The organism is Alicyclobacillus fastidiosus, assembly GCF_026651875.1.
Lineage (GTDB): Bacteria > Bacillota > Bacilli > Alicyclobacillales > Alicyclobacillaceae > Alicyclobacillus > Alicyclobacillus fastidiosus.
On sequence record NZ_CP104067.1, the window covers coordinates 3,084,795 to 3,108,977 of the forward strand.

22 protein-coding genes, 1 pseudogene and 1 riboswitch are annotated in these 24,183 nt (G+C 45.8%); of the genes and pseudogenes, 6 read left to right on the forward strand and 17 right to left on the reverse strand.

The window, feature by feature from the left end; genetic code table 11:
• Positions 1 to 233: 233 nt before the first annotated feature.
• Positions 234 to 1,283, forward strand: a complete 1,050-nt coding sequence (locus NZD89_RS15345; protein ID WP_268003677.1) for a permease — start codon at positions 234 to 236, stop codon at positions 1,281 to 1,283.
• An 8-nt stretch (positions 1,284 to 1,291) separates the two neighbouring features.
• Positions 1,292 to 2,215, forward strand: coding sequence for a TIGR03943 family putative permease subunit (locus NZD89_RS15350; RefSeq protein ID WP_268003678.1), 924 nt, complete (start codon positions 1,292 to 1,294; stop codon positions 2,213 to 2,215).
• A gap of 84 nt (positions 2,216 to 2,299) precedes the next feature.
• Here the strand turns inward: NZD89_RS15350 and NZD89_RS15355 are convergent, their stop codons facing one another.
• The 10 genes and pseudogenes from NZD89_RS15355 to NZD89_RS15395 all read right to left on the reverse strand — a co-directional run bounded on the left by NZD89_RS15355 (position 2,300) and on the right by NZD89_RS15395 (position 12,034).
• Complete coding sequence (locus NZD89_RS15355; RefSeq protein WP_268003679.1) at positions 2,300 to 3,697, reverse strand: hypothetical protein; 1,398 nt, start codon at positions 3,695 to 3,697, stop codon at positions 2,300 to 2,302.
• A 123-nt stretch (positions 3,698 to 3,820) separates the two neighbouring features.
• Positions 3,821 to 4,081, reverse strand: a pseudogene (locus NZD89_RS29655) (transcriptional repressor); the annotation flags it as partial.
• A 283-nt stretch (positions 4,082 to 4,364) separates the two neighbouring features.
• Positions 4,365 to 4,979: a DedA family protein gene (locus NZD89_RS15360; RefSeq protein ID WP_268003680.1), complete on the reverse strand. Its 615-nt coding sequence runs from the start codon at positions 4,977 to 4,979 to the stop codon at positions 4,365 to 4,367.
• Positions 4,980 to 5,325: 346 nt separating this feature from the next.
• Positions 5,326 to 7,584 (reverse strand): peptidase G2 autoproteolytic cleavage domain-containing protein, encoded by a 2,259-nt coding sequence (locus tag NZD89_RS15365; RefSeq protein WP_268003681.1) that lies wholly within the window; start codon positions 7,582 to 7,584, stop codon positions 5,326 to 5,328.
• A gap of 125 nt (positions 7,585 to 7,709) precedes the next feature.
• Positions 7,710 to 8,447 carry a polysaccharide deacetylase family protein gene (locus NZD89_RS15370; RefSeq protein ID WP_268003682.1) on the reverse strand — a complete coding sequence of 246 codons (738 nt, stop codon included), beginning with the start codon at positions 8,445 to 8,447 and terminating at the stop codon, positions 7,710 to 7,712.
• A gap of 160 nt (positions 8,448 to 8,607) precedes the next feature.
• Entirely contained in the window at positions 8,608 to 9,216 is a 609-nt protein-coding gene (locus NZD89_RS15375) for a 3D domain-containing protein (RefSeq protein WP_268003683.1), read from the reverse strand.
• Between the two features lie 6 nt (positions 9,217 to 9,222).
• Positions 9,223 to 9,381: riboswitch (cyclic di-AMP (ydaO/yuaA leader) on the reverse strand.
• Positions 9,382 to 9,498: 117 nt separating this feature from the next.
• Positions 9,499 to 10,056, reverse strand: coding sequence for a P-loop nucleotide/nucleoside kinase family protein (locus tag NZD89_RS15380; RefSeq protein WP_268003684.1), 558 nt, complete (start codon positions 10,054 to 10,056; stop codon positions 9,499 to 9,501).
• A 188-nt stretch (positions 10,057 to 10,244) separates the two neighbouring features.
• Entirely contained in the window at positions 10,245 to 10,715 is a 471-nt protein-coding gene (locus NZD89_RS15385) for a glycosyltransferase (protein WP_268003685.1), read from the reverse strand.
• Positions 10,716 to 10,847: 132 nt separating this feature from the next.
• Positions 10,848 to 11,159 (reverse strand): MTH1187 family thiamine-binding protein, encoded by a 312-nt coding sequence (locus NZD89_RS15390; RefSeq protein WP_268003686.1) that lies wholly within the window; start codon positions 11,157 to 11,159, stop codon positions 10,848 to 10,850.
• A gap of 365 nt (positions 11,160 to 11,524) precedes the next feature.
• Positions 11,525 to 12,034, reverse strand: coding sequence for a PIG-L family deacetylase (locus NZD89_RS15395; protein ID WP_268003687.1), 510 nt, complete (start codon positions 12,032 to 12,034; stop codon positions 11,525 to 11,527).
• Positions 12,035 to 12,207: 173 nt separating this feature from the next.
• Here NZD89_RS15395 and NZD89_RS15400 point away from each other — a divergent pair, with 173 nt between their 5' ends.
• On the forward strand, positions 12,208 to 13,320 hold the full coding sequence (locus NZD89_RS15400) for a glycosyltransferase (RefSeq protein ID WP_268003688.1): 1,113 nt from the start codon (positions 12,208 to 12,210) through the stop codon (positions 13,318 to 13,320).
• 89 nt (positions 13,321 to 13,409) lie between these two features.
• Positions 13,410 to 14,498 carry a glycosyltransferase family 4 protein gene (locus tag NZD89_RS15405; RefSeq protein WP_268003689.1) on the forward strand — a complete coding sequence of 363 codons (1,089 nt, stop codon included), beginning with the start codon at positions 13,410 to 13,412 and terminating at the stop codon, positions 14,496 to 14,498.
• A gap of 131 nt (positions 14,499 to 14,629) precedes the next feature.
• On the opposite strand, the gene NZD89_RS15410 is transcribed toward NZD89_RS15405, so the two are convergent.
• Positions 14,630 to 15,247 (reverse strand): FMN-binding negative transcriptional regulator, encoded by a 618-nt coding sequence (locus NZD89_RS15410; protein ID WP_268003690.1) that lies wholly within the window; start codon positions 15,245 to 15,247, stop codon positions 14,630 to 14,632.
• A gap of 137 nt (positions 15,248 to 15,384) precedes the next feature.
• Between NZD89_RS15410 and pdxR the strand changes: the two genes are divergently transcribed.
• Positions 15,385 to 16,827: a MocR-like pyridoxine biosynthesis transcription factor PdxR gene (gene pdxR, locus NZD89_RS15415; RefSeq protein WP_268003691.1), complete on the forward strand. Its 1,443-nt coding sequence runs from the start codon at positions 15,385 to 15,387 to the stop codon at positions 16,825 to 16,827.
• A gap of 129 nt (positions 16,828 to 16,956) precedes the next feature.
• Here the strand turns inward: pdxR and NZD89_RS15420 are convergent, their stop codons facing one another.
• The 3 genes from NZD89_RS15420 to NZD89_RS15430 form a co-directional block, all read right to left on the reverse strand.
• Positions 16,957 to 18,009: a hypothetical protein gene (locus NZD89_RS15420; RefSeq protein ID WP_268003692.1), complete on the reverse strand. Its 1,053-nt coding sequence runs from the start codon at positions 18,007 to 18,009 to the stop codon at positions 16,957 to 16,959.
• Positions 17,963 to 18,538: an RNA polymerase sigma factor gene (locus NZD89_RS15425; RefSeq protein WP_268003693.1), complete on the reverse strand. Its 576-nt coding sequence runs from the start codon at positions 18,536 to 18,538 to the stop codon at positions 17,963 to 17,965. Before NZD89_RS15425 ends, NZD89_RS15420 begins: the two co-directional genes overlap by 47 nt.
• A 1,127-nt stretch (positions 18,539 to 19,665) precedes the next feature.
• The gene (locus NZD89_RS15430; RefSeq protein WP_268003694.1) at positions 19,666 to 20,211 is read right to left on the reverse strand and encodes a histidine phosphatase family protein; all 546 of its coding nucleotides are present in this window, start codon (positions 20,209 to 20,211) and stop codon (positions 19,666 to 19,668) included.
• 985 nt (positions 20,212 to 21,196) lie between these two features.
• On the opposite strand from NZD89_RS15430, the gene NZD89_RS15435 reads away from it, so the two are divergent.
• The gene (locus NZD89_RS15435) at positions 21,197 to 21,934 is read left to right on the forward strand and encodes a transposase (RefSeq protein ID WP_268003695.1); all 738 of its coding nucleotides are present in this window, start codon (positions 21,197 to 21,199) and stop codon (positions 21,932 to 21,934) included.
• A gap of 304 nt (positions 21,935 to 22,238) precedes the next feature.
• Here the strand turns inward: NZD89_RS15435 and NZD89_RS15440 are convergent, their stop codons facing one another.
• The 3 genes from NZD89_RS15440 to NZD89_RS15450 form a co-directional block, all read right to left on the reverse strand.
• Positions 22,239 to 22,712 (reverse strand): GNAT family N-acetyltransferase, encoded by a 474-nt coding sequence (locus tag NZD89_RS15440; protein WP_268003696.1) that lies wholly within the window; start codon positions 22,710 to 22,712, stop codon positions 22,239 to 22,241.
• A 127-nt stretch (positions 22,713 to 22,839) separates the two neighbouring features.
• Positions 22,840 to 23,508 (reverse strand): LysE family transporter, encoded by a 669-nt coding sequence (locus NZD89_RS15445; protein ID WP_268003697.1) that lies wholly within the window; start codon positions 23,506 to 23,508, stop codon positions 22,840 to 22,842.
• A gap of 54 nt (positions 23,509 to 23,562) precedes the next feature.
• Positions 23,563 to 24,078, reverse strand: coding sequence for a GNAT family N-acetyltransferase (locus NZD89_RS15450; RefSeq protein ID WP_268003698.1), 516 nt, complete (start codon positions 24,076 to 24,078; stop codon positions 23,563 to 23,565).
• Positions 24,079 to 24,183 lie beyond the last annotated feature (105 nt).

Below are 24,183 nucleotides of genomic sequence, written 5' to 3' on the forward strand. Positions count from 1 at the left end.
TCTCTCAGTGACAGGATCGTCTGTATGGCAGCACTGTTTATCAGCTTGATTTAGGCTGGTCAAGTTGTAATACCTGAGTTAGGATTAACGCAAGGATTTTCGACTTGGTTAGAAAATGTAACCTTCGGCACTAGCGCTTCGCGCTAAGTCACATAACGTAACTTATCAACTAGCACCTTAAGCTGTGATTTGCATCGTATAGACTGTCATTCCGTATTACAACAGGAGGAATTATGGCATATCAATTCATTCAGAGATTTAAAACAACTGTATTTTGGGCAATCCCAATTATTGGTTTGCTCGGAGTGTGTTATATAGATTTCAATCCAGATGTCAAAATCCCGATTCCAAACAATGTAAATCAAATTCACCAAACTATAACATCTGCGAGACCTATTTTTTTAGCTATCCTAATTGAATCCTTTCCATTTGTAATATTTGGTGCGTTATTGTCTTCGTTCATTCAAGAATTTGTATCAGTAGATGCTATGTGCCGGTACTTACCTAGAAATCGTGTACTTTCCGTCTTAGTGGGTGGTCTGCTAGGTGTTGTCGTACCAATCTGCGACTGTGGAACGATCCCTATAGCACGTAGTCTTTTGATTAAAGGCGTTCCTGAGGCAACAGTCGTTGCATTTACGCTAGCAGCGCCTGTAGTTAACCCGATAACGTTAGCCGCTACATTCGTTGCTTTTGGATTGAATATCCGGATTACTTTATTGAGGGGACTTTTAACTTATTGTATTGCTTGTACTGTCGGTTACATGTCAGTTAAACATAAGGTAGTCAAGGAACGTCAAGCATTCACCAGAGACCTTTCCCCGTCTCTTGCCTCCCCAAATACCAGCTATAGACTCAGTGATTATATACAAGGAACCTGGAAACGCATGAACAATATAGTAGATCATACTGTTAAAGAGTTTTTCAGCATTTCTGGACTTCTCATTTGTGGTGCTGCAGTTTCATCTCTCTATCAGGCTTATCATGTACAGCATGTTGGTGGTGGCGCTGCACATTTAGGAAGTCTGGAAGTGGTAACTACGATGCTCCTTGCAATTCTATTTTCTCTTTGTTCTGAGGCCGACGCTTTTGTGGCGAGGTCATTTCTGAGTACGTACTCCTTCGGTAGTGTCTTGTCATTTATGCTCATCGGACAGATGGCAGATTTAAGGAACTTATTTTTACTCCCTCGTACGTTCGGTAGGAGAATAGGGATTGTGACGATCATAGGCTGCTTATCTCTATGTTTTTTGGTGGGTTCAGTTATTTCAGGATTGAGGTGACATGTGGTTTGAAGCAGCGAATAGAGTACTATTCCAAACTTTCCACATCCACATTTTTACTTATATTCACAGTGTTCATCTGGCATTTAATCATATCTAACAGTATTTATTTACTTGTTTCCCCCCTTATAGCAACCGTGGTTAAAATTTCTCTATTCGTCATTGATGCAGTGGTTTTAGTTTCTTTCATCTCGGCTCTAGTTTACAGACCACATGTGCATGGTCCTAACTGTTCTCATCATCACGAACACACACTAATACATTCTAAGTGGGGGATAACAACATTAATACTATTAACATCCTTCATTGGACTTGCATTCACATGGCATCCGAAACCACTGGGTACAAATATGATACCGATGGGGAGTACGGAGGTCTCTGGGTCAATTTTTAAAATACAGGATACTGTATCAGGAAAAAACGTAACCCCTGAGAATGGTGCCTCATTAACAAATTGGGTGCAGGTAACGCATAGTAAAATAAATTTGGCTGCAGACAAGAAGTACTACGCTTTACAAGATCACGCCGTTATCCAAAAGAAGGGGCAATTATCAGAGGAAACCCTTGCAGAGGAATATGGGACAGACGGAACACATTTAATTGGACGTAATGTATCAATTGAAGGGTTCGTCTACCATCCTCCAGGGTTTCCGAATAACACTTTCATTTTAACCAGATATTTTATCTATTGTTGTATTGCCGATGCAGAACCTGTTGGAATTCTTGTAAAATCTCCGACTTCACAAACGGTAACGAACAACCAATGGGTATCCGTTAACGGTAAAATACTCTCCCAACCCTTGTTGATTTATTTAAATCAGTACGCACCAACAAGTTGGTATCCACAACAGCAAACACAACCGTATATTCTGGCTAATAATGTTATACAAATTCCTCAACCACTGTATCCTTACATGGTTCCGAACATTTAATACTGTTCGGGACCATGGTATTGTAATTAACCAATTTTAGTGAACTATAGGCATTTATTACAAAGAGATTTTATTGGATACACCTTAGCTTTCAGCGTAATTCGTAGTGTTCCAAGTAAACCACTTAATTCCAACACTTGGAGCTACGCCATCCGATGGGTTATGTTGTACATAAGACGACGGTATTGGCCTATCCCAAATCTCAATAATCGTACGAGAAGGATCTGACGTATAGAATGTTACCCCACGAATATCAGTTAGCGTTGGGATATACGTACCGTCTACAGGATCCGTTATGCTGTTTATATGAATATAAGCCAGACCACTTGAATAGGTTACGTCGTAATGGAGGTACTGCTGAGATACATTGTAGTTCAGCAATTGACTCGTTGTTGAAACAAGAATTTTCTTCTTGTCATACTGACCAGCCAAGAGCCAAAGAGCGTCAATTGCATTCTGTGGGAGTGGCAGCTTCGTATTTATCGCTTCTAAGTGCTGTGCAATGATAGAGTAATCATGCGACTTTTCAAGGGATTCCAGGTTTTGTGGAGTAAGCTGTTGAGATAAGTTCCCAACGGACCAGTCCCATTTAGGATTCCCATTCGAGGTATATCCGCTTGACGTATATCGATAAAATCCCCACACTTTTCTTCCGTCAGGAAGTGTAATTGGATAAATCATGGAAGTATGTCCAAAAACATCACTGTTACCATCAGGCCACACAAAACGCACACCATATGGTATGGTCAGATCCGTGTGGTAATATGGTGTCTTAGGGGCGGATCCAAGCTGATAGTTGTAGAACGGATTTGTTCCATACAAGCCAAAGTTGTCGACATTTGACTGATTTCCATGATCAGTCCATACTGTTAAGTAGTCGTCGTTTTCTTTCAAGGTATTAATGGCTCTTACCGCGAGTTGACGAGAAAAGAGAGTTGTCCATTGGTTTTGTCGAGAAAAGTCGCCATAAGAATGTAGTGTATCGATCCAACCACACTTTATGTAATGGTTGATTTCCTTCGCGTCGAACTGCTGATTTGATACCCCTTTATACCAGCTCATTTCTTGAGTAATCGGCGTATTGCCGGTATCTACCGGACTGTTAATATTGGAGCCGTTGTACATAAAGAAAGAATCTGCAAAAGGAAGACCTAATCCGTAATACCCAAATGGTGTTTTTTGATGAGTATTAACAAATTCATGTATCAAATTAAATTTTCGCAAAGTTTCATGATCTGCGTCAGATGAAATGGCCAGCATTGAGTCGTATGGATAGGGAAAACGTCGCATTCCAAGGATATGAATAGAAACATTACTGTCTGATATTCGATGTACGACAAGACTATTTTGTACTACCTTGGTTCTTTCATATTGATTCTTATGTAAGTTCTTGTGGTGTTCTTCCATGACAACTTTGGCACCAATACCTATAAACATCAAGGCAATGAAAGATGTGTAGACATATTTGGTAGTACGTTTCATCTTCATTACAACTCCTTAAACGTTATTCTATGTAATCCGTGCTGTGTGCAGCCGATTTTTACGTAGTGCAAGCCAGATTGAAACTCCACCCACTTCAGGCACAAAACCGACCCAAGCGGAAAGCTATTCCCTCTCCTTTTTCACAGTTCGTGCAGTAGCCATACACGTCCATACGTTGGTAATTACACCTAAATGGGCATGATACCGCGTTAGTTCTGAACGTTCGTAAACACCACTTACCCTGTGGCATTCAAGACACGAAATGTGATGGTGTTGCGTTGAACAAAAGGTATAGAGAATGTCACCCTTCATAAGAAATGGCGTAGGAAGGCGAAGTTTCGTGAGGACTTCGAGCATGTGGTAAACAGTCGTCAGACCTACGGTGTTGTATTTTTCATTACGTTTTCATGAATTTGTAAAGGTGTAAACATCTGCCCAGATTCCATAAATGCAATTAAAACTACTTCCCGCTCTTGTGTTAGCCTAAAATTGCTTTCATTTAATTTCCGTTTAATGACTTTCGAGAACTACTAATTTCGTCCTTTTGTAGAAAGTAATTTCCTATAACGGAATAATGAAGATGATACATAAGTTCTTTTAAAGTTAACTCAAAGGAGCGTATACGGAATGCTGACGATGGCAAGGGCTTCCGCTGATGTCGGGGATCTTATTGTTCTGATGTGTACGTTTTAGCCAATCCTAAACGATAACCAGTATATGCGGATAGAAATCCGACGAAAATGACGATGATAATCACATGTAGATTATAGTGTATGAGTACACCTATAAACTTCTGTACAACAGTACCAAAGACAGCAAATGTGACCACCCACACCACTGACCCGATCCCACTTAAAAATGCAAAAGAACGAAACGGAAACAGATTTGCACCGGCTATGTAGGGAATAATGCCTCGAACTCCAGGTAAGAACCGGTATACAATAAAAACTGGCGAGGAATACTTCACCATTCTCTTTTCTGCATTCAAAAGGTATTTTTTAGGGATCTTGAGTTTTGCATATAAACGATGGAGTGTAGCTTTTCCAATTAGTCGTCCAATTCCATAACCAATTAGAGAGCCAGAGTAAGATCCAATGAAAGCCACTAGCAAGAGCAACCAATACGGATATACACCTTTGGAAGCTGCGACGCTTCCGAGCGTGACGAGCGTTTCCGATGGAAACGGGAGCAACAATGCTTGACCCAACACACCGATGAATATACCAATTAACCCAAAATGTAAAAGCAAATGGTGAATATGATGTAGATGCACACCATACACAACCTTTCTCTCCAAATCATCTGTAGGACTGTTTCACATCCACCCAACGCCCATATATTGTACAGATCAATCATGTTACAGTGCCCTAGAAATAGCATGTTATGCACACTGCCTCTGTTTGAACACGACAAACTGCAACGCACCCTTTTCTCTTTTGCGAAATTCTTGCGTCGCTAGCTTGCCCCAGCATGCACAAAGGGTTCGATTGTCGCCGTGTATATCCCATTCACATATGTAAGGTCACGTGTCATAGCGATGGGTGGGGCTGTTGGACTTATTGTTGCCGTGCTCACAGTTCGTTGTCATTGGAGTTCAAAAGGATTGAATCATGCTCGGAAGCACTGTCTCATTTCACCAGAACTAAAACTTGCTTTACCCCCGTTCGCTTTAGAATGCGATAACCGTCCTTGGAAGCAGTCGCTATCCCCTGATTGTTGGGTCTACAATACCCCCCAGGATGACAAGTCCCATCCTCACGTACGAGCAGTTTGCCGAGCAATCCGACGGCAACCCATTCCGGTCTGTGCAAGCGTGGAATGTAGGTTCGAGCGGGATCCCACTTTGGATTAATGATGGGTTCGTAAGTCGTGTCCCGTGAACCTGTGTGTCCTTCATGTACAACTACGTCCCTACACAGAACTCTTCCCCACTCGTCAGTAAGGTATTTGTGTTTCCACTCAAAATCGTTGCTGTCGCCGAGTACGCCAGGCGTTGAGCTAGTAATCCCGAGGATATAGTCGTCTGTCGATGTGGCCACGCGGATTTTGTCACTATCGCTCGCGAAGGTGACGAAATATCCAGGCTCAATCTCAGTACCATCCATCGACTCAAACAGTTCGGCGTAGTCGGATCGACTCAGGGAAATACCGCCGGCAAAATAGCCGGTGCCCGTGTTCCCCGATATTTTGGCTCGAATTCCGTGCTTCATCAGGAAGAACGAATGAGACTCATCGGCCGTGCCGTCTTCCCCCATCACATGAGAAGCTGCGAACTCTCCTGTGTCGGTGTTAATTCCTTGTGCATGTGCAGCAAACCCTCGAGCCCGAGTGTACACCCCCTCTGCGTGTGAAGCTTCTCCTGAGGCTTTTGTTCCCTCCCCTTCGGCGTGAGAAGCGCGCCCGCTGGCTTCCGTGGGCACAATGGAATTCTCAAATTTAGCCGGAGCCCCCTCTGCATGCGACGCATCCCCCGTTGAGAGCGTACCTTCGCCTTCCGCATGCGATGCATACCCGTGAGCCTGTACCTGTACAACGGTGGATCCAATGATCGCGGGTCCGCCTTCCGCGTGGGATGCATCCCCTAATGCCTGGGTTCCCGCTCCTTCGGCGTGAGAAGCACGGCCCGTTGCTTCAAGTTGCAGAAACATGTTACCAACCTTGAGCGACCTTCCCTCAGAATGAGATGCGGCACCGTTTGCCACTGTGGCGAATCCTTCACTGTGGGCAAAGTTTCCTAATGCCTTCGAACGACTACCTTCGGCGTGAGCAGCAAAGCCAGACTCTCTTTGACCGGCGGTCGTGTGAAACCCTTCTGCATGCGACGCCGCTTGGTATGCAGAGGTTGCCTGTCCTTCAGCATGAGAAGCACGCCCAATCGCTCGCGTCCTCCTCATTCGCCCGTCAACGGCAACTCCTTCCCCCTCGGAGTGAGCGTGAGCACCGTGCGCGGTTGTATATCCGCCCTCCGCATGGGCGTTCGCACCAGTTGCTTTCGTGTTAAATCCTTCCGCGTGGGAGGAATCTCCTTCGGCTCGTGTTGAGTCACCTTCTGCATGCGACAAGGTTCCATTGGCATGCGTACCACCGCCTTCCGCATGCGACGCATCCCCACGAGCGGTGGTCGAGTCACCCTCTGCATGTGACAGATTTCCTATGGCCCGCGTCCCCGCTCCTTCCGCGTGAGAGGAATCTCCTTCGGCTCGTGTTGAGTCACCTTCTGCATGCGACAAGGTTCCGTTGGCATGCGTACCACCGCCTTCCGAGTGCGACGCATCCCCTTGAGCGGTTGTCGTATCACCTTCTGCATGTGACAGGTTTCCTAAGGCCCGCGTCCCCGCTCCTTCCGCGTGAGAAGAATCTCCTTCGGCCCGTGTCGAGTCACCTTCTGCATGCGACAAGGTTCCGTTGGCATGCGTACCACCGCCTTCCGCATGCGACGCATCCCCTTGAGCGGTTGTCGTATCACCTTCTGCATGTGACTGATTTCCTAAGGCCTGCGTACCACCGCCTTCCGCATGCGACGCATCTCCACGAGCGGTTGTCGAGTCACCCTCTGCATGTGACTGATTTCCTAAGGCCTGCGTACCACCGCCTTCCGCATGCGATGCATCCCCTTGAGCGGTTGTCGTATCACCTTCTGCATGTGACTGATTTCCTAAGGCCTGCGTCCCCCCTCCTTCCGCATGCGACGCATCTCCACGAGCGGTTGTCGAGTCACCCTCTGCATGTGACTGATTACCGAGGGCCCTAGTGCCGCTGCCCTCTGCGTGCGCCGCCTTTCCGCCTGCAAAAGTATTGGTGCCTTCGCTTTGCCCGCTTGCGTGATGAAACATGCCACCCTCTGCAGCAGACGAATTGGAATGGGTTCGATCCCGTTTGTCAGACACCACAAAACACCCCATTTGCTGATTTGGGGTAATATATGCAACTCGGCCGAATTTGCGAAAAATCACAAGCAGATTTTAGATGGAAATTGGAGTTTAGCACGCCGTTCAAAAACCCAATGTAATTATTATTTTCTGTTAAATCTATAATTGGTACTGTCTGTTGGTCTTCCTATATATTTTCCGTGATACTGTTCCGGTAAAATCGCAAATGTGTATCCAGATGAGCGCAAGTCGTGGATAATTGACGGTAGTGCCTTAACCGTATACATACTTGAAGGTGTTCCATCGTGCAAAAGAATGATTGCGTTTGGAAAAGCTTCTTCTCTGACCGTGTTGATAATGGATGAGGCATTTTTAGCTTTCCAATCATTTGTGTCGACTGTCCACATGGCCACGGGATGCCCCGTTTTAACAACAAAGTCTAAATCCTTTTGACTCAGAATCCCACCCGGAGGTCTGTAATACTTTGGTTTTACACCACATACGGCATGTATCGCTGTATCCGTACGAATGATGTCCTGTTTCACCCAGTCCTGTGGCTTTCGCACTATAAAAGTGTGATAGTATCCGTGATTGCCAATCTCATGGCCGTCGTTGTGAATTCGCCTCAAAATGTTTGGGGATTGTTCTGCACGAGATCCCAATACAAAAAACGTAGCTTTCACGTTCTCCCCACGTAGAGTATCAAGGATAAGCGGTGTGTAGACTGGATCCGGCCCATCATCAAAAGTTAGGTATACCTTTTTCACTGCTGCACTGGCGGTGGTCGTCGGTGCAAGACTAAGAAATATACTGGCTCCAATCATTACTACAAACATTCGGTAAATCTTAATGTGTAGACGACGCGCATAGAGTTTATTCATGTCTAACTCCTTCACGAGTGCCCAAATTCCTTGTAAACAGCACAGTTTGAATGTTTCCACCACACTCCTTAAATTATACGATGCTTCAGCAGACGCGAAAAAACGGCATCCGCAGTGAATGCCGTTGGATAATGGTGGTACCCAAATTACATTTTCCAGATTACGGCTTTAAAATACAAACTTTAACATTTTGAAAACCAAAGTCACTTGCAACGCCTGAGCTTGTTGGGATGAAGATGTCAATCCGATGACCTTGAATTGCCGCACCCTCATCACTGGCATGGCAAATCATGCTCCCACTTGGTAACCCGGCAAAAGAGTATCCAGTAACGCGTACTGTTGCACCTAGTGGGATCACAGATGGGTCCACCGCAATCGTACCCAACTTCAATGGATTTCCGAAATAGTCAACTGCTCCCCATCCATTTTCCGATGAATCCCCTGTATACGCTGTCGCCACGCAGGAAATCTCCTTCACATCTGAAACATTTGAACTGTTGTCGTTTGTTGTGAATGAAGATTGCGTAGACTGGTCGGCCGGAAGATGAATGGTGAGACCTGGATATAGATTCAAGGGGTTTACGCCAGGATTCGCGGATATTAACGATGATACTGAGATGTGATGATCATGGGCGATCGTCCAAAACGTATCATTGCCATTTATTACGTACGTGTTGTTATTGGAGGTTGCGGCGAATACTGGTGTAGTACAAGCAACGGTTGTAGCTCCTACAGCTGCTAAAGACAACAGTGTATTTTTCCAATTCAAATTCATATGTCCTCCCTATTGTGCTGACGAGGTTAGTTGTCGGGTTCGGGTGTGAGGAGACAACCCTACGCGGCATAGCACGTTCACCCCAAGTTGGTACGCATTTGACCAACTGAAAATAATCCCCCGTACTTCGATACGCAGAAGTTTTAGCACAATAAGCTTAACATTGGACACTGAACTCGAGTAAGAACCAATTTGCGGTCTCATTGGAAATAACTATATACCGCCTTTGGAGCCTTGGTAGTGATTTCAATATGTTTTCGGCTTTATCATGAACGGCTACAGTATCCTGAAGAATTTTGAGGAGAGAACGTCCTGTGCAATTTCCCTCACTTCCCTGCCAGTTGTATCGTACAAGAAACCGTTGTTGGTGTTTAGACCCTTGAGTTTATGGAGTAGAAACAGCGAACGCTCCGCTATCTCTGGATTGCCGCGCCGCCTAAGTCGTTCCAGCAAGGTATTTTCGTCGGCAATAAGAACGATGTAATAAAGGGTGACCGACATATCATCCAGTTCTTGAATAAACCATGCGAGTTCGTCCTCTACCACAAAATCGATCACGACATTCCATCCGTTGCGAATGAAGTTTCGAGTTACACTGAGAATATTCGTCCATGTCAAGGATAATCGCTCTTCCCAACGTGCCTCGTACCCTTGATACACGTGCAAAAGATCATCACCGACTAGCAGTACCGAACGACGGATACGTTGTGCCACTTCTTTGGACACCGTCGACTTCCCAACACCACAAGGTCCAGAGATTATGTAAACGATTACGTCGTTTTCAACACTACAGTTCTCCATAATTAACCACCAGCCTAATATTAAAATGTCCACTTTCCGTCTACTCGTTATTGACTACATCGCGAAACAGGGATTTTAGAAGTGTATAGTGCATACGTCGCTAGGCTATTTAGCGACACAAGCAGCCAGGTTCCAAAGTGCGTACTATTTGGGTGCTGATGGATAAATCAGTTGACCCTGAACTCAAAGGTCCTAACCAAACTCCCGGGTATTGGTTACTACTAGTATAGGACTTTATTTTCCCGTCCACGACTTTGTTTTTCGGTACACAATTTCATTTTCCGCGTCATCAGTCTTCGGTACTTTTGCGCAGTTTGTGTTTGTACGTTTGTCACTCGGTTATTTTTCCGGAATAAATAGCCTGTCTGGCCGTGTACAACAATTTCAGGAATGGAGGAATGACGAGGTGCGATAACAGGAACCCCACAAGCCATGGATTCGATAAACGTGTTGCCGAATGATTCCACTTTCGTCGTAGCAAGATAGCAGCCGCCAGAACGGCGAATTTTGGCATATACGTCTGGCATCTGCTGGTACGGGATCACCGGAAACCATTTGATCATATCCGCCATCTGTTGTTCCTCTAATTTTTTCGCAAACAAGTCTCTCTCTACGCTTTGGGCACCGCCAATCACCCAGAATTCGATGTGATCCCGTTCATGCTTGATGAGATTGGCAATTTGCAACATCATGCGCCAATTTTTTCGTTAATCCCCTGCATATGTACTTCCACGATGTCACCCTCTCCACTTAACATTTATTTCTGGAAAGGATAACATTCGGTTTCACCGACTTTAGCAAAGGAGGATCGACGGAACCCTTGTTCAATCCTCGTTCTGTAGCTGATCGTTCACCGCTGTAACCTTCTCCTCCATGGAGTGATTTACGTCACGACGATCATCGATCTTTACAACCGTGGATAGTCGCTCTGCTCCCATGGCAATCAAAGCTTCATGCATTTCCTGAATAGCCGCAAAGATGTCGGCCAGTTCGCCTTCTATGGTTGTAAACATCGGATCGAGGCGAGTCCTAAGGTTCGGATATCGGGTCAGAATCCTTTGGGTTTCCGCGACATACTTACTTACACTTGTACTTCCCGTTCCCAACGGGGCGATGCTTACCGCTACAATTGCCACAACAATTCCCCTTTTCGACTAAAAATCATGTGCTTGTCCATCTCAAGTATCCAATGGATTCAAACCTGTGCTCGTCGACCGTTTTTCTTCACACCGCGGATTGACGCCTAACTCTATTCGTCACAATAGACTGATATTCATCATCATATTCAGATAGATTAGTAGCTCCCCATACTTTTCCTGCCACAGCCTGCCAGAACTTCATGCTCCAAACGCCTCACACATCTTTCCAATCGTTCCGCTGGTGCTCTCGCTAACGGTTAGACACCTTGCCGAAACAGTGGATCACGATACCGTAAGGTCGTCGGATGGTCTTGCAATCCAGGGATCGGAGATCTTATGTGTCTCGTGCCAGTCGCCGGCAACTAATTAACACGAACAATCAATTCATGAGTGATGTGCCTTTCCAAATCCAGTTCCTGGATGGTTTTGGCTTGGCTCTTGTAGATTTTAATTAATTTTCTCTTTTTGTCTGATATTTCTTTGGACAATTCTCCTTTTCTCAAAGAAAACGTATAGAGATTTTTCGTAACGAGCTGGCGTAAAATTTTCGCTAAACACTTGTGCTGTGTGTGACCATATTCTCCTCGTAGATTATGTGTAACGACCTTGGTATAGTTTCCGCTTGCTAGAAGTTTTTCGAGGTCATTTTTCAGTTTAACGACATTAAAGCTTCCGTCCCACGCATCTCGATATGACCACATTTCATGATCAGCACCAACAAAATTCATCGCCTTTGAAAATTCTTTTGAGCGCAAGCGATTGTCACCATTGGTTACACAGACAACCTTCCAACCCGTTCCCTGAATGAGCTGAGCACCTCCAAAGATACTTTCGTCATCCGGATGGGCAACCACCATTAATTTATTCGCCATCGTAATCCCCCCCCTATCCTCCATAATTATTTCCGACATGCGTTTGGTGTAAGGGCGGATGCCGAGGCTTTCGCATGACTTCGCAAACACACTACCCAGCCCTAGATACATGCCTGTTTCAACAGGCGCTTCATGAGAATAGGAATACAAGGGTCATGTAAGGAGGGATATCCGTGAAGGTTTTGATGGTCGTTACCTACTTGAATGTGGGTGGAACAGAAACACACGTATTGTCTTTGGCGCGTTCACTTAAAAAAATGGGCCATACCGTGGGGATCGCGAGTAAGGGAGGACCGTTTGAAGAGAAATTCAAAGCGTCCGGTATTTGCGTTCACCGCATCCCTAAATACGCAAATATTCGGGGTATGACACGAACCATTTTAAATATTATTAAAGTCCAAGGATACCAACTAATACACGCACATGATGAGGAATCTTTCTATGTAGTTGGAATGGGGCAAAGGTTAACCCGTGTACCATGTGTAATTACAGTTCACGGCCGGTACCATTCGATCCCGTCATTAAGGCGAGCCGCCGTTTCGGCAAAACGTATTATTACTGTATCACCTAGTGTTTACCGATGGGTTCACCATATTGGGATAAAACAGAAAAAACTAGAAGTGCTAGCTAACGGAATTGATACAGCACTGTTCGCCCCATTTGAAAACCCAAAACATAGATCGCTGTCAAAACGTACAAACCGATTTGTTGTCGCCTACGTGGGTCGCTTTGAAGGACAAAAGGCAAATGTAGCAAAAAAAGTAATTGCTGCAAGTAGACTACTCGCCTACGACCATCCTACATTTCAGGTGATTCTGCACGGTGTGGGTCCCGCGCGACCGCAGTTAATTCGCAAAGCGAATCAAGCAAACCAGCGATTAGGTCGACAATGTATCCGTTTCGTGCCAACCAAGCAATTGGTCCAAACAACATATCACACGGCTGATCTAGTAATTGGATCTGGAAGAGTTGCAATGGAAGCAATGGCGAGTGGAAAACCGGTCATCGGGATGGGTAATGCTGGGTACGTCGGAATTATCGACCGGAACAACATTCACACTGCCGTAGACGGAAATTTCGGAGATCATTCTGCTCCTTTTTCTAGTACACCTAAATTGTTGGCTCGAGACATTAAACGCTTACTGAAGAGCCCCCCTGGATACATTGGCAAATTGGGAACGTTGAGTAGACGGGTGGTTATCAATCGTTTTAGCGCCCGAAAGGTTGGGTGCAGTATTGAACATATTTACGCAAACGTGATTCATTCAAAACAATCATATTTTTGAATACGAATGCTCATGTTTTTGCCCTTCATGTTAGTTACCCGAGTAATCATTGAACATGAAATTTCGTACTCAGAAAGGAGTTGAATGACTTGCGAATTTTGCTGATTATTCACAGGCTTCTCCAAGGCGGTGGAACCGAAACGCACGTGATGAATTTGGCTAATCAACTCCGACGAAGAGGACACCAAGTAGGTATCTTTACTTCCGGAGGATTGTGGGCGAAAAAAGCTAGAGAACTTGGCATTAAAGTACATCAACAAAAATTTACATCGAAACAATTAAGCCAGGTGATTCTTCGTAATAACTACAGTGTGATTCATGCTCACGATACCCGAAGCTTGAGACTTATCGAACATACAGAAATTCCCTCTAAGACACACGCCTTCTTGACGATTCACGGTATGTATATCGATGGTCCGTTGATTCGTCGCTGTCTCAATAAAACAAGTCGAGTGATTGTTGTTTCACCTGCTTTACAAACCTATGTAGCACATGTTGGTGTCTCCTCGTCGAAAGTGACATTAATCAAAAACGGTATTTCCATGACGGATTTCAAAGGAACGACCAACAAACGTTTACGAGCTCGGTACAGAATCCCCGACAATGTAAAAGTAATAGGGTATGCTGGTAGATTCACACTACAGAAACGTTTGCTCGGGAAACGGGTCGTTAAGATCTTGGAGGGGATATCTAGGTCCCGACGAGATGTATGGGTACTAGTGGCAGGCAGAGGATCACAGTTATCAGTAAAGAATTCAGTACGTTGTCGAGTTCTCGGACATGTTGATGACATGCAAACTTTCTATAATTCATGCGATATAGTAATCGGTTCAGGTCGTACTGCCATTGAAGCATTAGCGTGTGGTGTCCCCACGATTGCCGTTGGAACCAAGGGATACATAGGCCCCGTTCTTCGATCAACCTGGTTAAAAGCTGTAAAGTGCAATTTTGGAGATCACGTACTCAATCGTATGAAGTGGACGAATGAAAAACTCCGCAATGATACGCACAACCTGCTACATCGGAGCAACAGAGTGAATAGTGAGTTAAAGATAATTTATCGAAGAGTTCGTCTCCAATACTCGGATATAACCAAAGTTAAGGAAGTAGAACAGATGTATAGCAATTGGTTAAGACCTCGCCCAGTGTACCGCCGTGGATCTCAGTTCCCTCGTTGAACGTACTAAGATCCCGTTGCACCAATACGCATAGTTGTGCAGATATTCATAGACTACATCGAGATCGATCCGCTCTCGATCCGTCGAAATCACATATTCGCCATGTGTCTGTTCGTAAAGCTCGAACTCGTTCATCTCCTAGCACTTCCGTTCAGGCGTTCCAGCATTACCTGTGCGACACGTTGAGCAAAAGCGTCTGTCGATTTAGACAGGTTCGCAATTACCCGCTCTTGCACCTCCACTGGCTTGTTCTGACTCAGTTTTGCCGCCGCCTGAACACGCGTGATATCAATGCGGAACCCCACAATCGCCTTCATCATATTTCGATAAAACGGTTCGTCAGCTTGCGAGGGTAAGGCAGAATCCGGCTCGTAGAATCGCACAACACGTTCCAGTAGCTCCGCCATTGGCTCTTCACTGTCGATCACAGTACATTTTCCGTACACATGCACTGCCACATAGTTCCACGTCGGCACGGAGGCGGGTACTTCGTACCAAGACGGTGAAATATAGGCGTGTGGTCCTGAAAACACCACCAACACCGGTTGCCCGTCAAGGTTCTGCCACTGTGGATTCGCCTTGGCCATGTGGGACATTAGGATATTGTGGTTTGTATCATAAAAAAACGGAAGATGGGTGGCACACGGGGTTCCGTCAACGGTACTGACCAAGATGCCGAAACTGTTTGCCTGGATGAAGTTCGTAATTTCAGTCGGATCGTTCATTTCGAATGATTTCGGTATATACATGCCGTCATCTCCTTGGAGGGATGTGGTCATCCTACTCTTTCCAACTGAATCTGTCTCCAGCCAATTGGTTGTTTTCTTAACCAGCCAATTTGTATACCATTACTTGAAACAGCACTTCATGAGGACGGAGAAGTCGTATGTCTTGGAATCCTAACGCTCAATTGGGCATTGCTGTATATCGCCAAATTGCACAGCATTTTGAGGAGCAAATTCTTACGGGAAAACTGTCTCCAGGAGAACATCTGCCTGCGGAGCGTTCGCTCGCAAAGTCTTTGGGTGTCAACCGGAGTACAGTTACAGCATCGTATGAGGAACTTCGGGCCTCGGGCTTGGTCAAATCCGTCCAAGGCAGTGGTACAAAGGTCAGCGAAGACCTTTGGGGGGTATCAGTCCACCCTGCTCCTTCTTGGCAGGAGTACACATCTGGCGGGATTTTTCGCCCGGCACAACCACTCGTTCGTCGAATTCGGGAAGCCAGTCTTCACGAAGGTGTGATCGACTTTGCCCGTGGGGAGTTAGCATCCGATCTCTTTCCTGTAAAGCAATTAAACGAACTCATACATCATCTTCATCTTGTGGAGCCACTTGGATATTCTGTCCCAAAGGGCCTGGAAGGTTTGCGCGAGGTTCTTGCCCAACACGTTCATGCACAATACAACATGAAAACGACATCGTCTGAAATCCTCATTACCTCCGGTGCCCAGCAAGCGCTTCATCTCATCACATCGTGCCTACTTCGATCCGGTGATGCCGTGGCCCTTGAGTGTCCATCCTATGCGTACTCTCTGTCTCTCTTTACGTCTGCGGGATTGCGCTTATTTCCAATTCCGATGGACGAGTACGGCGTCATCCCCGAGTCCATTCCGGATTTAGTCAAGAGACATCGAATTCGTATGGTGTTTATCAACCCAACATTTCAAAATCCAACTGGCACCACCTTGCCCGTCCATCGCAGGAGAGAACTTCTACGCATTTGCGAATCGTTGCGTCTCCCCGTTGTCGAAGATGACCCGTATGGCGAATTGGCTTTGGATGAGCAAGTTCCGGTTGCCCCTCTCGCAGCATTACCCGAAGCTTTCGGCAAAGTGGTTTATCTGGGCAGTCTGTCGAAGACCATAGCTCCGGGCCTGAGAATCGGTTGGGTGATCGGTCCGAAAAACGTGATCGACAGACTCGCCGACGCCAAGGAACAGATGGACTTTGGAACGAGCGTCATTTCCCAGCTGATCGCACAAGAGTTTTTGCAGTCCGGTGCATGGCAGGACAACGTGCTGTCGTTACGCCGTATTCTAAAGCAGCGGCGGAATCGAATGCTTGCGGCACTGGAAGAAAATTTGAAGGAACTGATGACGTGGACCATTCCACAGGGAAGTTATCACGTGTGGTGCCAGCTCTCCTCTAAGGTAAAAGACACAGATTTGCTCGATGCATGCATCCGACGTGGCGTGGTTGTTTTGCCGGGTGGGGTGTATGGGGCGGACAGAGGGTTCATTCGGCTAACCTACGCGCGGGCATTGGAAGAGGAAATCGAGGAAGGCGTCGTCCGACTGAGACTGGCGCTTGAAAGTCTCGTGCTGTAACACCGCATGACATAAGTACACTGGAGCCCGTCAAATCAGTCGATGGTCGTTGGGCTCCACCCCACCAAACACTCCGAACATCCGCTGCTTCATGGAGAATCTCCGAAAGTGGGTAAGAACTAAGCACTTTCACCGATCACGAGTTGCTCTTGCCTTCTGACTGATTTGGTTTTTGAGATTCACAAACTCGCTGTTTGGTGGATAGTCATTCCGACTAAGTTTGAGCCCCGCGTTGACTTCTGTCAGAGCAGATGAATATTCGCCTGCGTAAAAATACGCTGACGCTAATCCGTAAGTGACCATTTTAGGGTCTTGTTTTCCTTGGGTAGAATTCGTCAGATTTTTGTAGTACGGAACCACAGTATTCTTAAAGTAATTGGCTGCACTTGTGTTGGCAATTGGGTCAAACTGCTGCTCTTTCGAATTCCATCCATATACTTGAAAGTTGTACAACACGCCTGTATCTAAGGACCAAGTGACGATTTGATTGTAGTTGGAACTGGAGGTCCCGTAATGACCGATGTCCACTCGAGTCGATGTGGTCGCAAAGAGTGTTTTGGCAGCGCCGTTTTGGCATGAGATGACCTCAACGCAATTCGCGCCGGCACCCACTTGTCCTGTGAAGACCACGTCCTTTGTCCCATTTCCAAGAACATCTTTCACTACGAGAGAGATTGGTTGCACCACCCCTGGCTCAGATCCTAGTCCAGGTCCTTTGTATTGCCACAGTGTTTTCAGTTTGTTCCCGTTCCGGCCAACAATAATGGCTCCACTTTGTTTGACGCCGTCATACGAATACTGGTACAGTGATGCGTACTCCACATTGCCGTCGTTGCCTAGGTCTAGCCGTTGAATCACATCGCCCCCCGAATTCGATGCAATTAACTCAGCTCCCTTTGGAAGCAGATGTAGGATTTGTTCATTCGTTACCACGTTAGCTTGGTTTGAAGCTGTGGTGAATGGTGTCGTGTGAATTGCGTCATACCCGATCACACCTGCAACGATGACAACTGCCGCTACAGCTGCTGCAGTTGGTATTAGGCCAAACTTGAACTTCCTTCTCGGTTTCTTCGTTGACATTTCCCTTCGCAAATTGCTCAAAATGTCGAGTTTGTCGTCGTAACTGAGATCCACTTCACTGAGTGGAGAGAACGTTTCCTTCGCTTTTTCTTCCAGGTTCATCAGGATCACCCACTTTCTTGAGTGGTTGCGGTGAATCAAATCGTTCCGGACCCAGGGCGACGCGGAGTTTTGTTATTGCGCGATGCAATGAAGTTCGTACTTTGGCTCGAGACCAACCAAGTACTTGGGCGGTCTCTTCGACCGATAAGTCGTGAACACATCGCAGCATGAACACCTGCCGATAATCGGGCTTCAATGCCGATACCGCTTCTTCCAATTCAATTAAGGTATCAAGCGGAACGCTGACCATCGTAAGATCAGGTTTGTGTTTTTCTTTGTAGTGAGACTCACATTTTTTCCTTCTCAAAAGATCGAAAATGTAATTCCGAGTGATTTGCAAAAGCCAAGCCTTCGGGTTGGATACACTTTGACCGTTCCATTTCCGAAACGCTCGTAAGAAAACCTCTTGAACCACGTCTTTCGCATCGACTCCACTTGGTGCCAAGTATCTGGCAAATCGATACACATCACTCGCATACAAGTGGAATAGTTGCTCTATGCCCTCTTTTGCGGATGTCGCAGAGTTCATTGCTCGATGCTCACCTCGCATTCGCCGCTGAAAACCACCTACGCATGAGCAAACGTATGAGTAAGCCATGGCGTTACAACTCGCTCAACCAAATTTTAAAATGACTAAGCTAAAATCTTACATATCGAAAACGACCTGAGAAGCGTTCCAGGTCGTTTTTGATGCGTCTCCTGACCAATCGTTCCAAAGTGATAATGACCGTCAGCCGAAATAAACGTTTTGCGCGGATTGAGATATCAACGTATGACTTGCTCCACTTGTCCCTTTCCCTCGAGACCAGTTGTGCATTCACTAATTGTATCTTTGAAGCAAAGAGGGTTGTTGCGATGACAAGACGTAAATCTGATGCACCTCCGACAAACTTTTTAATTGGCCTAGGAACAACACACAAGGTATCCATTCAAAATCCAACAAACACGTCTAACGCTCCAGTCCTAAAAGCGAATCCAACGACTGCAGCCAACATTGTGATCCGTCCGAATTCGTATGTTCGGGTCGTTCTTGAGGGAATAGTTCTTTCGAAATCATCTCTTGAGGTAATGTTTGATCGCAACCATAGCCCATGCTCTCCGGTTGCAGAGGAAACATGCGAGAGCCAACCATGGGGTAGTATTTCAATAAGAGGCTAACCTTCCCCACATATTTCACCATGGCGATGCTTCGACATCAGGCTAAATGACATCGAGTATTCCATATTGAATTGGTGAATTGTGCTAACTGGTACTTTCAATAACCTACCACTATAACGGCTCATTGTTTTACGTATACTATACATAGGAAAACAAACCTGCACATGACCTGTAAGCGTGCTTAGGCAGGTTTGTTTCTCCTCCCACAATAATGTAATCAACATTTCTTGAAATCACGTTGAAAACACTAACACAGAATCGCCACACAGCGAAAATCGGGATTAAACGTGTGGACACAATGCCCTTCGAAATCCACCCAGTAGAGAATATTTCGATCTGCATCCCAACACGGTCCTTCACCGAATACTGCTTTTGAGTCAACAACTAATTCCAATAGTCTCCGGCTCCCCATTGACAACGTTCTTGGAGACGAGGCAACTTCACCATGGACTAAGGAAAGTCTAAAACTAGCCCATAACATGGGAAACCGACTTGGAGCTAAACTAAGTCTCTCCACGCCCTTTGTACTGTAGCTTTATCCTCATCGATTGATACCAAAAAAATATCGGGATTGGTCAACCTAGCCCATTCATCGAATCCAAATCGGACATCGAAATGTCTGAGTAACAAAGTCATTAAATTTCCGTGCGTAACAACGGCGAAGCACGTGGGGTCGGTTGATTCGAAATCGGTTATAGCATCGACAGCACGCTCCACGGCATCTCTGCTCGACTCCCCACCGTCAAATGACAATTCAAAGTCATCGAACGTTTGCCGAAGACATTCGAACCAATTGTCCAAGTTTGAGGTACTAAGAACTCTCTCTGACAATCGACCATCCAACGTAACCGGAATGTGAAGTCGTTGGGCATACGGCTCAATGGTTTGCTGAGCACGCAGATACGGACTGCAAATCACCCGTTCGATCCCTATGCCTTGAAGGTAATCGGCAAGTAATTCGGCTTGTGCAAATCCTTTTGCTGTCAAAGGTGCATCTTTAGATTGACCAGTTGCTTCGCAGTGACGAATCACATACATTTGCATAAACTTCCCCCCTTTACCTACAATAGCCTCTCGGCATTTGGCTTTTATTGGTCTCTCAAGGTTTTGGACCTAGAGAGATTTTCATTTGCCCCCACGTTCCCTCCATATGCCGAGGGTACTGAATTGGAAATTCAAATACGAATTCGGAACAAATTATGCTGGAACATCAAATAACACTTGACTTTTTGGAATACACACAATAATCACCGAGAAGGGCTTAGCCGTCCTATCTCATCCATATTGGGGTTGTGTTACCTATCCTTCGGTCTCACCAACAGTATCCATCGTTCATTGAGGAACGTCTTCGCCTGCACTACTCGAATGGCTCACTGCTGTTCATCGCCAAAGACTGGGCGCTCGTAGCAAAATTTTGGGTCACAGATCTCTCTGACACCTTCCAGTGCGTCAAAGGTACTTACTCGTGTCGTGGTCCCCAATCCATTGACCCTGCGAACCTACTCCGTTCCTACCTTCTCATGCTTGAGGTTGGAGAACCATCCATCACGATGTGGGTGAACCAGCTCCGCCGCTGCCCGTTATACGCTATCCTCAGTGGTTTTGAGTATGGTCACACCCCGGGCGTAGGTACGTTCTACGATTTCTTTGGGCGGCTATGGAATCACGTTTCTCCCAACATTGCATCTAGGCGAAGACTTAGTCGAAAGAAACCCAAGAGAGGAAAAAAGGGAGAAAAGGCGCCCACTACCAATCCAAAGAGAATTGCCAAACTCATATCTCAATTGCAAAGACGTACAGCCATTCGTTCACAGCCTTTTGACGTGCTGCTTCGCCTCTTCCAACAACAATTTCTCTCTGTCTCCTCTTCACTGTGGTTTGTTAGGAATGTACATGCCCTGTCCATCGCTGGTGACGGTATGCCCGTGCAAACAGCAGCCCAGATTCGTAGCAAGCGAATTTGTTCCTGTCGTGACCAGGGAAAAATCAGTGCTCCTGTCATCGCCAGTTCTCACAACCAGACTGCGACATGGGCTGGGACAGCTACCGAAATAAGTTTTACTTCGGCTACCACTTATACAGCCTTGTCGCTGCGGATAGCCCTTACGACCTACCGATTTACCCTAGGCTACAAAGGGCTTCCCGACACGATGCCACATCTTGGGTCGTGAGTGCCCGTGAGTTCAAGGCATACTTCCGAGAATACACCTGGGACAGAGTTCTTCTTGACGCTGCACATGATGCCATGGCGATTTACGAGTATCTAAGGTCACAAAAGATTACACCGTTCATCGACATGAATCAGCGCAACACGGGCAACAAGAAATACAAAGACGATATGATGATCTCTCGAAATGGGGTTCCGATTTGCAAGAAAGGGCTGGAGATGAGAGACCGTGGATACGACAGCTCAAGAGCCCGTCGCAAATATCACTGTCCGCTTGTCGTAAAGGGAGTGGTGACATGTGACACGCCATGCTCCGTTTCACCTTACGGAAGATGTGTCCACACATACACCAAGGATAATCCCCGCTTGTTTCCACCCGTCGCTCGCAACAGCAACGAGTGGACCAATATCTACAAACGCAGAACCACCTGCGAACGCAGCAACAAGCGAGCAAAAGAGGATTACCACCTCGAAGCCGCCAAGCATCGCAGCACCATGATGTGGACCATCCGGGTCTATGGCATTGCAATGTGTCAACACATTGACGCTTGGTACCAAGAGAGCAACCTGGACCTAAAGCCAATGCTCTTGTCAGCTTGAGAACACCCCAATCATACCATCTCCAGCGATGACTTTTTAAAAATCCCATCGTCATCGCTTTGTTTGCTATACCCTTTTTCAAGGAACCTTGCCGAACAACCATGAAGCCGATGGTTACCAGTTCATTTCTGGAAATTCATCTGGTTCATGTAATTTTCTAACCATCCAATACCGAGAGGCTATTACATTGCTTCTGTAACTTTTCTGCTCGACAGTGACATTAGACATCGATATCCCGCAGTGCATATCCATGCACCGATAAGTATGTGAACTTATGGGCGTTATGCGTGGTTAATTTGTGATTTTACGCGGAAAAAACCTTACTCATTGTCCAAACCTCTAAGGCAACTCCGTCATCCTTGTGGACAAGCTCTTCATCAGATTTTACATAGCCAAGGGATTGGTACAGATAAACATTCCTTGGCACTGAATATCGAACTTTACACCAGATTTTCGGTTGCCTCTCTACCATCGCCAATGACTCTAGGTGAGAAAGCAGCAATTTTGCTAAGCCTTTACCTTGCCAGTCCCTCCGAACTGCTAAACGGTAGAAGTACATGCCATCCTTAAAACTATAACGAACACATGCAATCACTGAGCGATCCACAAGTCCAAGCAATGCATTCTCTTTTCCTAATTTTATAGACTCCTGAATACTATCCGCCGTTTCATCCAGAGCACTTGATGAACCTGGTATATCTTTATACTCCGAATATGCATCCAAAATAATCGAATGGATATCATGGGCATCACTTGATGTGGCTAAACGAATTTCCATAGCAATCACCACCAAACCAACAGTATTTTTATTCTATTTTTAAAATTATAATACACAAAAGGATATGTAATAAAAAACGCCTCACAGGAAGCGTTTTGGCCGGAAATCATTAAGTTTCTCTCTAGTTTTACTGGCTGGATTTCAACCTTAAACGATGCGAAAACATCGGATAAACTGTACTGTGAATCAAGGTCCATAACATTTCCACTGCAAAATAAGCCATTGCCAAACTAGATACTGTAAAGATTCCACGTAGAAGCTTTTCTCCGATAAATTGACGTGACCATGCTACCAGCGCTGAAATACCTATACACCAAGCAAATGCACCAACAGAAAAACCGAGGAATAAAAACACTAGTTTATCAAGCAACGGCATGCCTACAATTTGAGTTGCAAATCCGTCGCCAATGCCGCCCCAAAAAGCAATGCCAAACGGATTAGCCAGCGAAAAAACAACTCCTGTAACGAAGTCCCGCTGCTCCTTCTTGCTATGGTTCCAGTTTAGATCAACTGGCTTACGAGCGTCCAAAAAGGACAACCATGCCATTCGAATCAAAAAGGTCACGCCTGCGACCCCCAAAATAATCTGTACATCCAAAAAGTGGAATATGAGTGCAAGGCCTGTCAAACCAATAATTGCCCACACTAAATCCCCTATAAGAGCTCCAATTTGCACACAAAAGGAAGGTACAAAACCTCTCTGCAATCCCCTGCGTAGGGCTTCAGTGTTCACAGCCCCCGGGGCAGCACTGTAAACAAAACCAAGTAAACACGCTGTAATGATTAAACCTATCATCGGGAACAAACCTTTCCATGAGAATTGGGTTTCCTTTCATGCTGTCTCAAGGTATTACAAGTGGAGGCACCATTCATTAGACTTAATCCATTTACCCTTCGGGAATTCAAAATCAGTTTCGCCTACCAAGGAAAATCCTAACTTACGACATATCGCATTAGATGCTAAATTGTCCGTGGAGGGAAAAGCATAGACGGTTGCGTGTTGAACTTCGTATTGAAGGATATTAAGCAAAATAGACATTACACGAGTCGCAATGCCTCGCCCTTGGAATTCAGGTACAACCTTCCAACCCGTTTCGTACACATCACTATCCTTCCATCGTCGTTCCCAGTACCCCACGCTACCTATAGATTCGGTACCAAACTTGATTGCGAACATGTGTACCTTGCGGTCGTGGAGATATCGCTGATGCCGAGCAGTGACTCCATCATCTGTCTCAGGACCACCCAAACTAGCCCACATCTGTTCAGTGTTCATACGCTTTAACAGTTGGAAATCTTCTTCAGACCAAGGGCGAATAGTGACATCCGGCACCAGAGACAAACCGTTGCCGCTATTGTTCTCCATGTACGATTTCCCCCTTTATAATCGCGGAACATTATATCAGCGAAGCAAACGCTAATTGAACATAACTTCCCAGTGTTTTCACCATCAAGTTAATGTAAATCATCC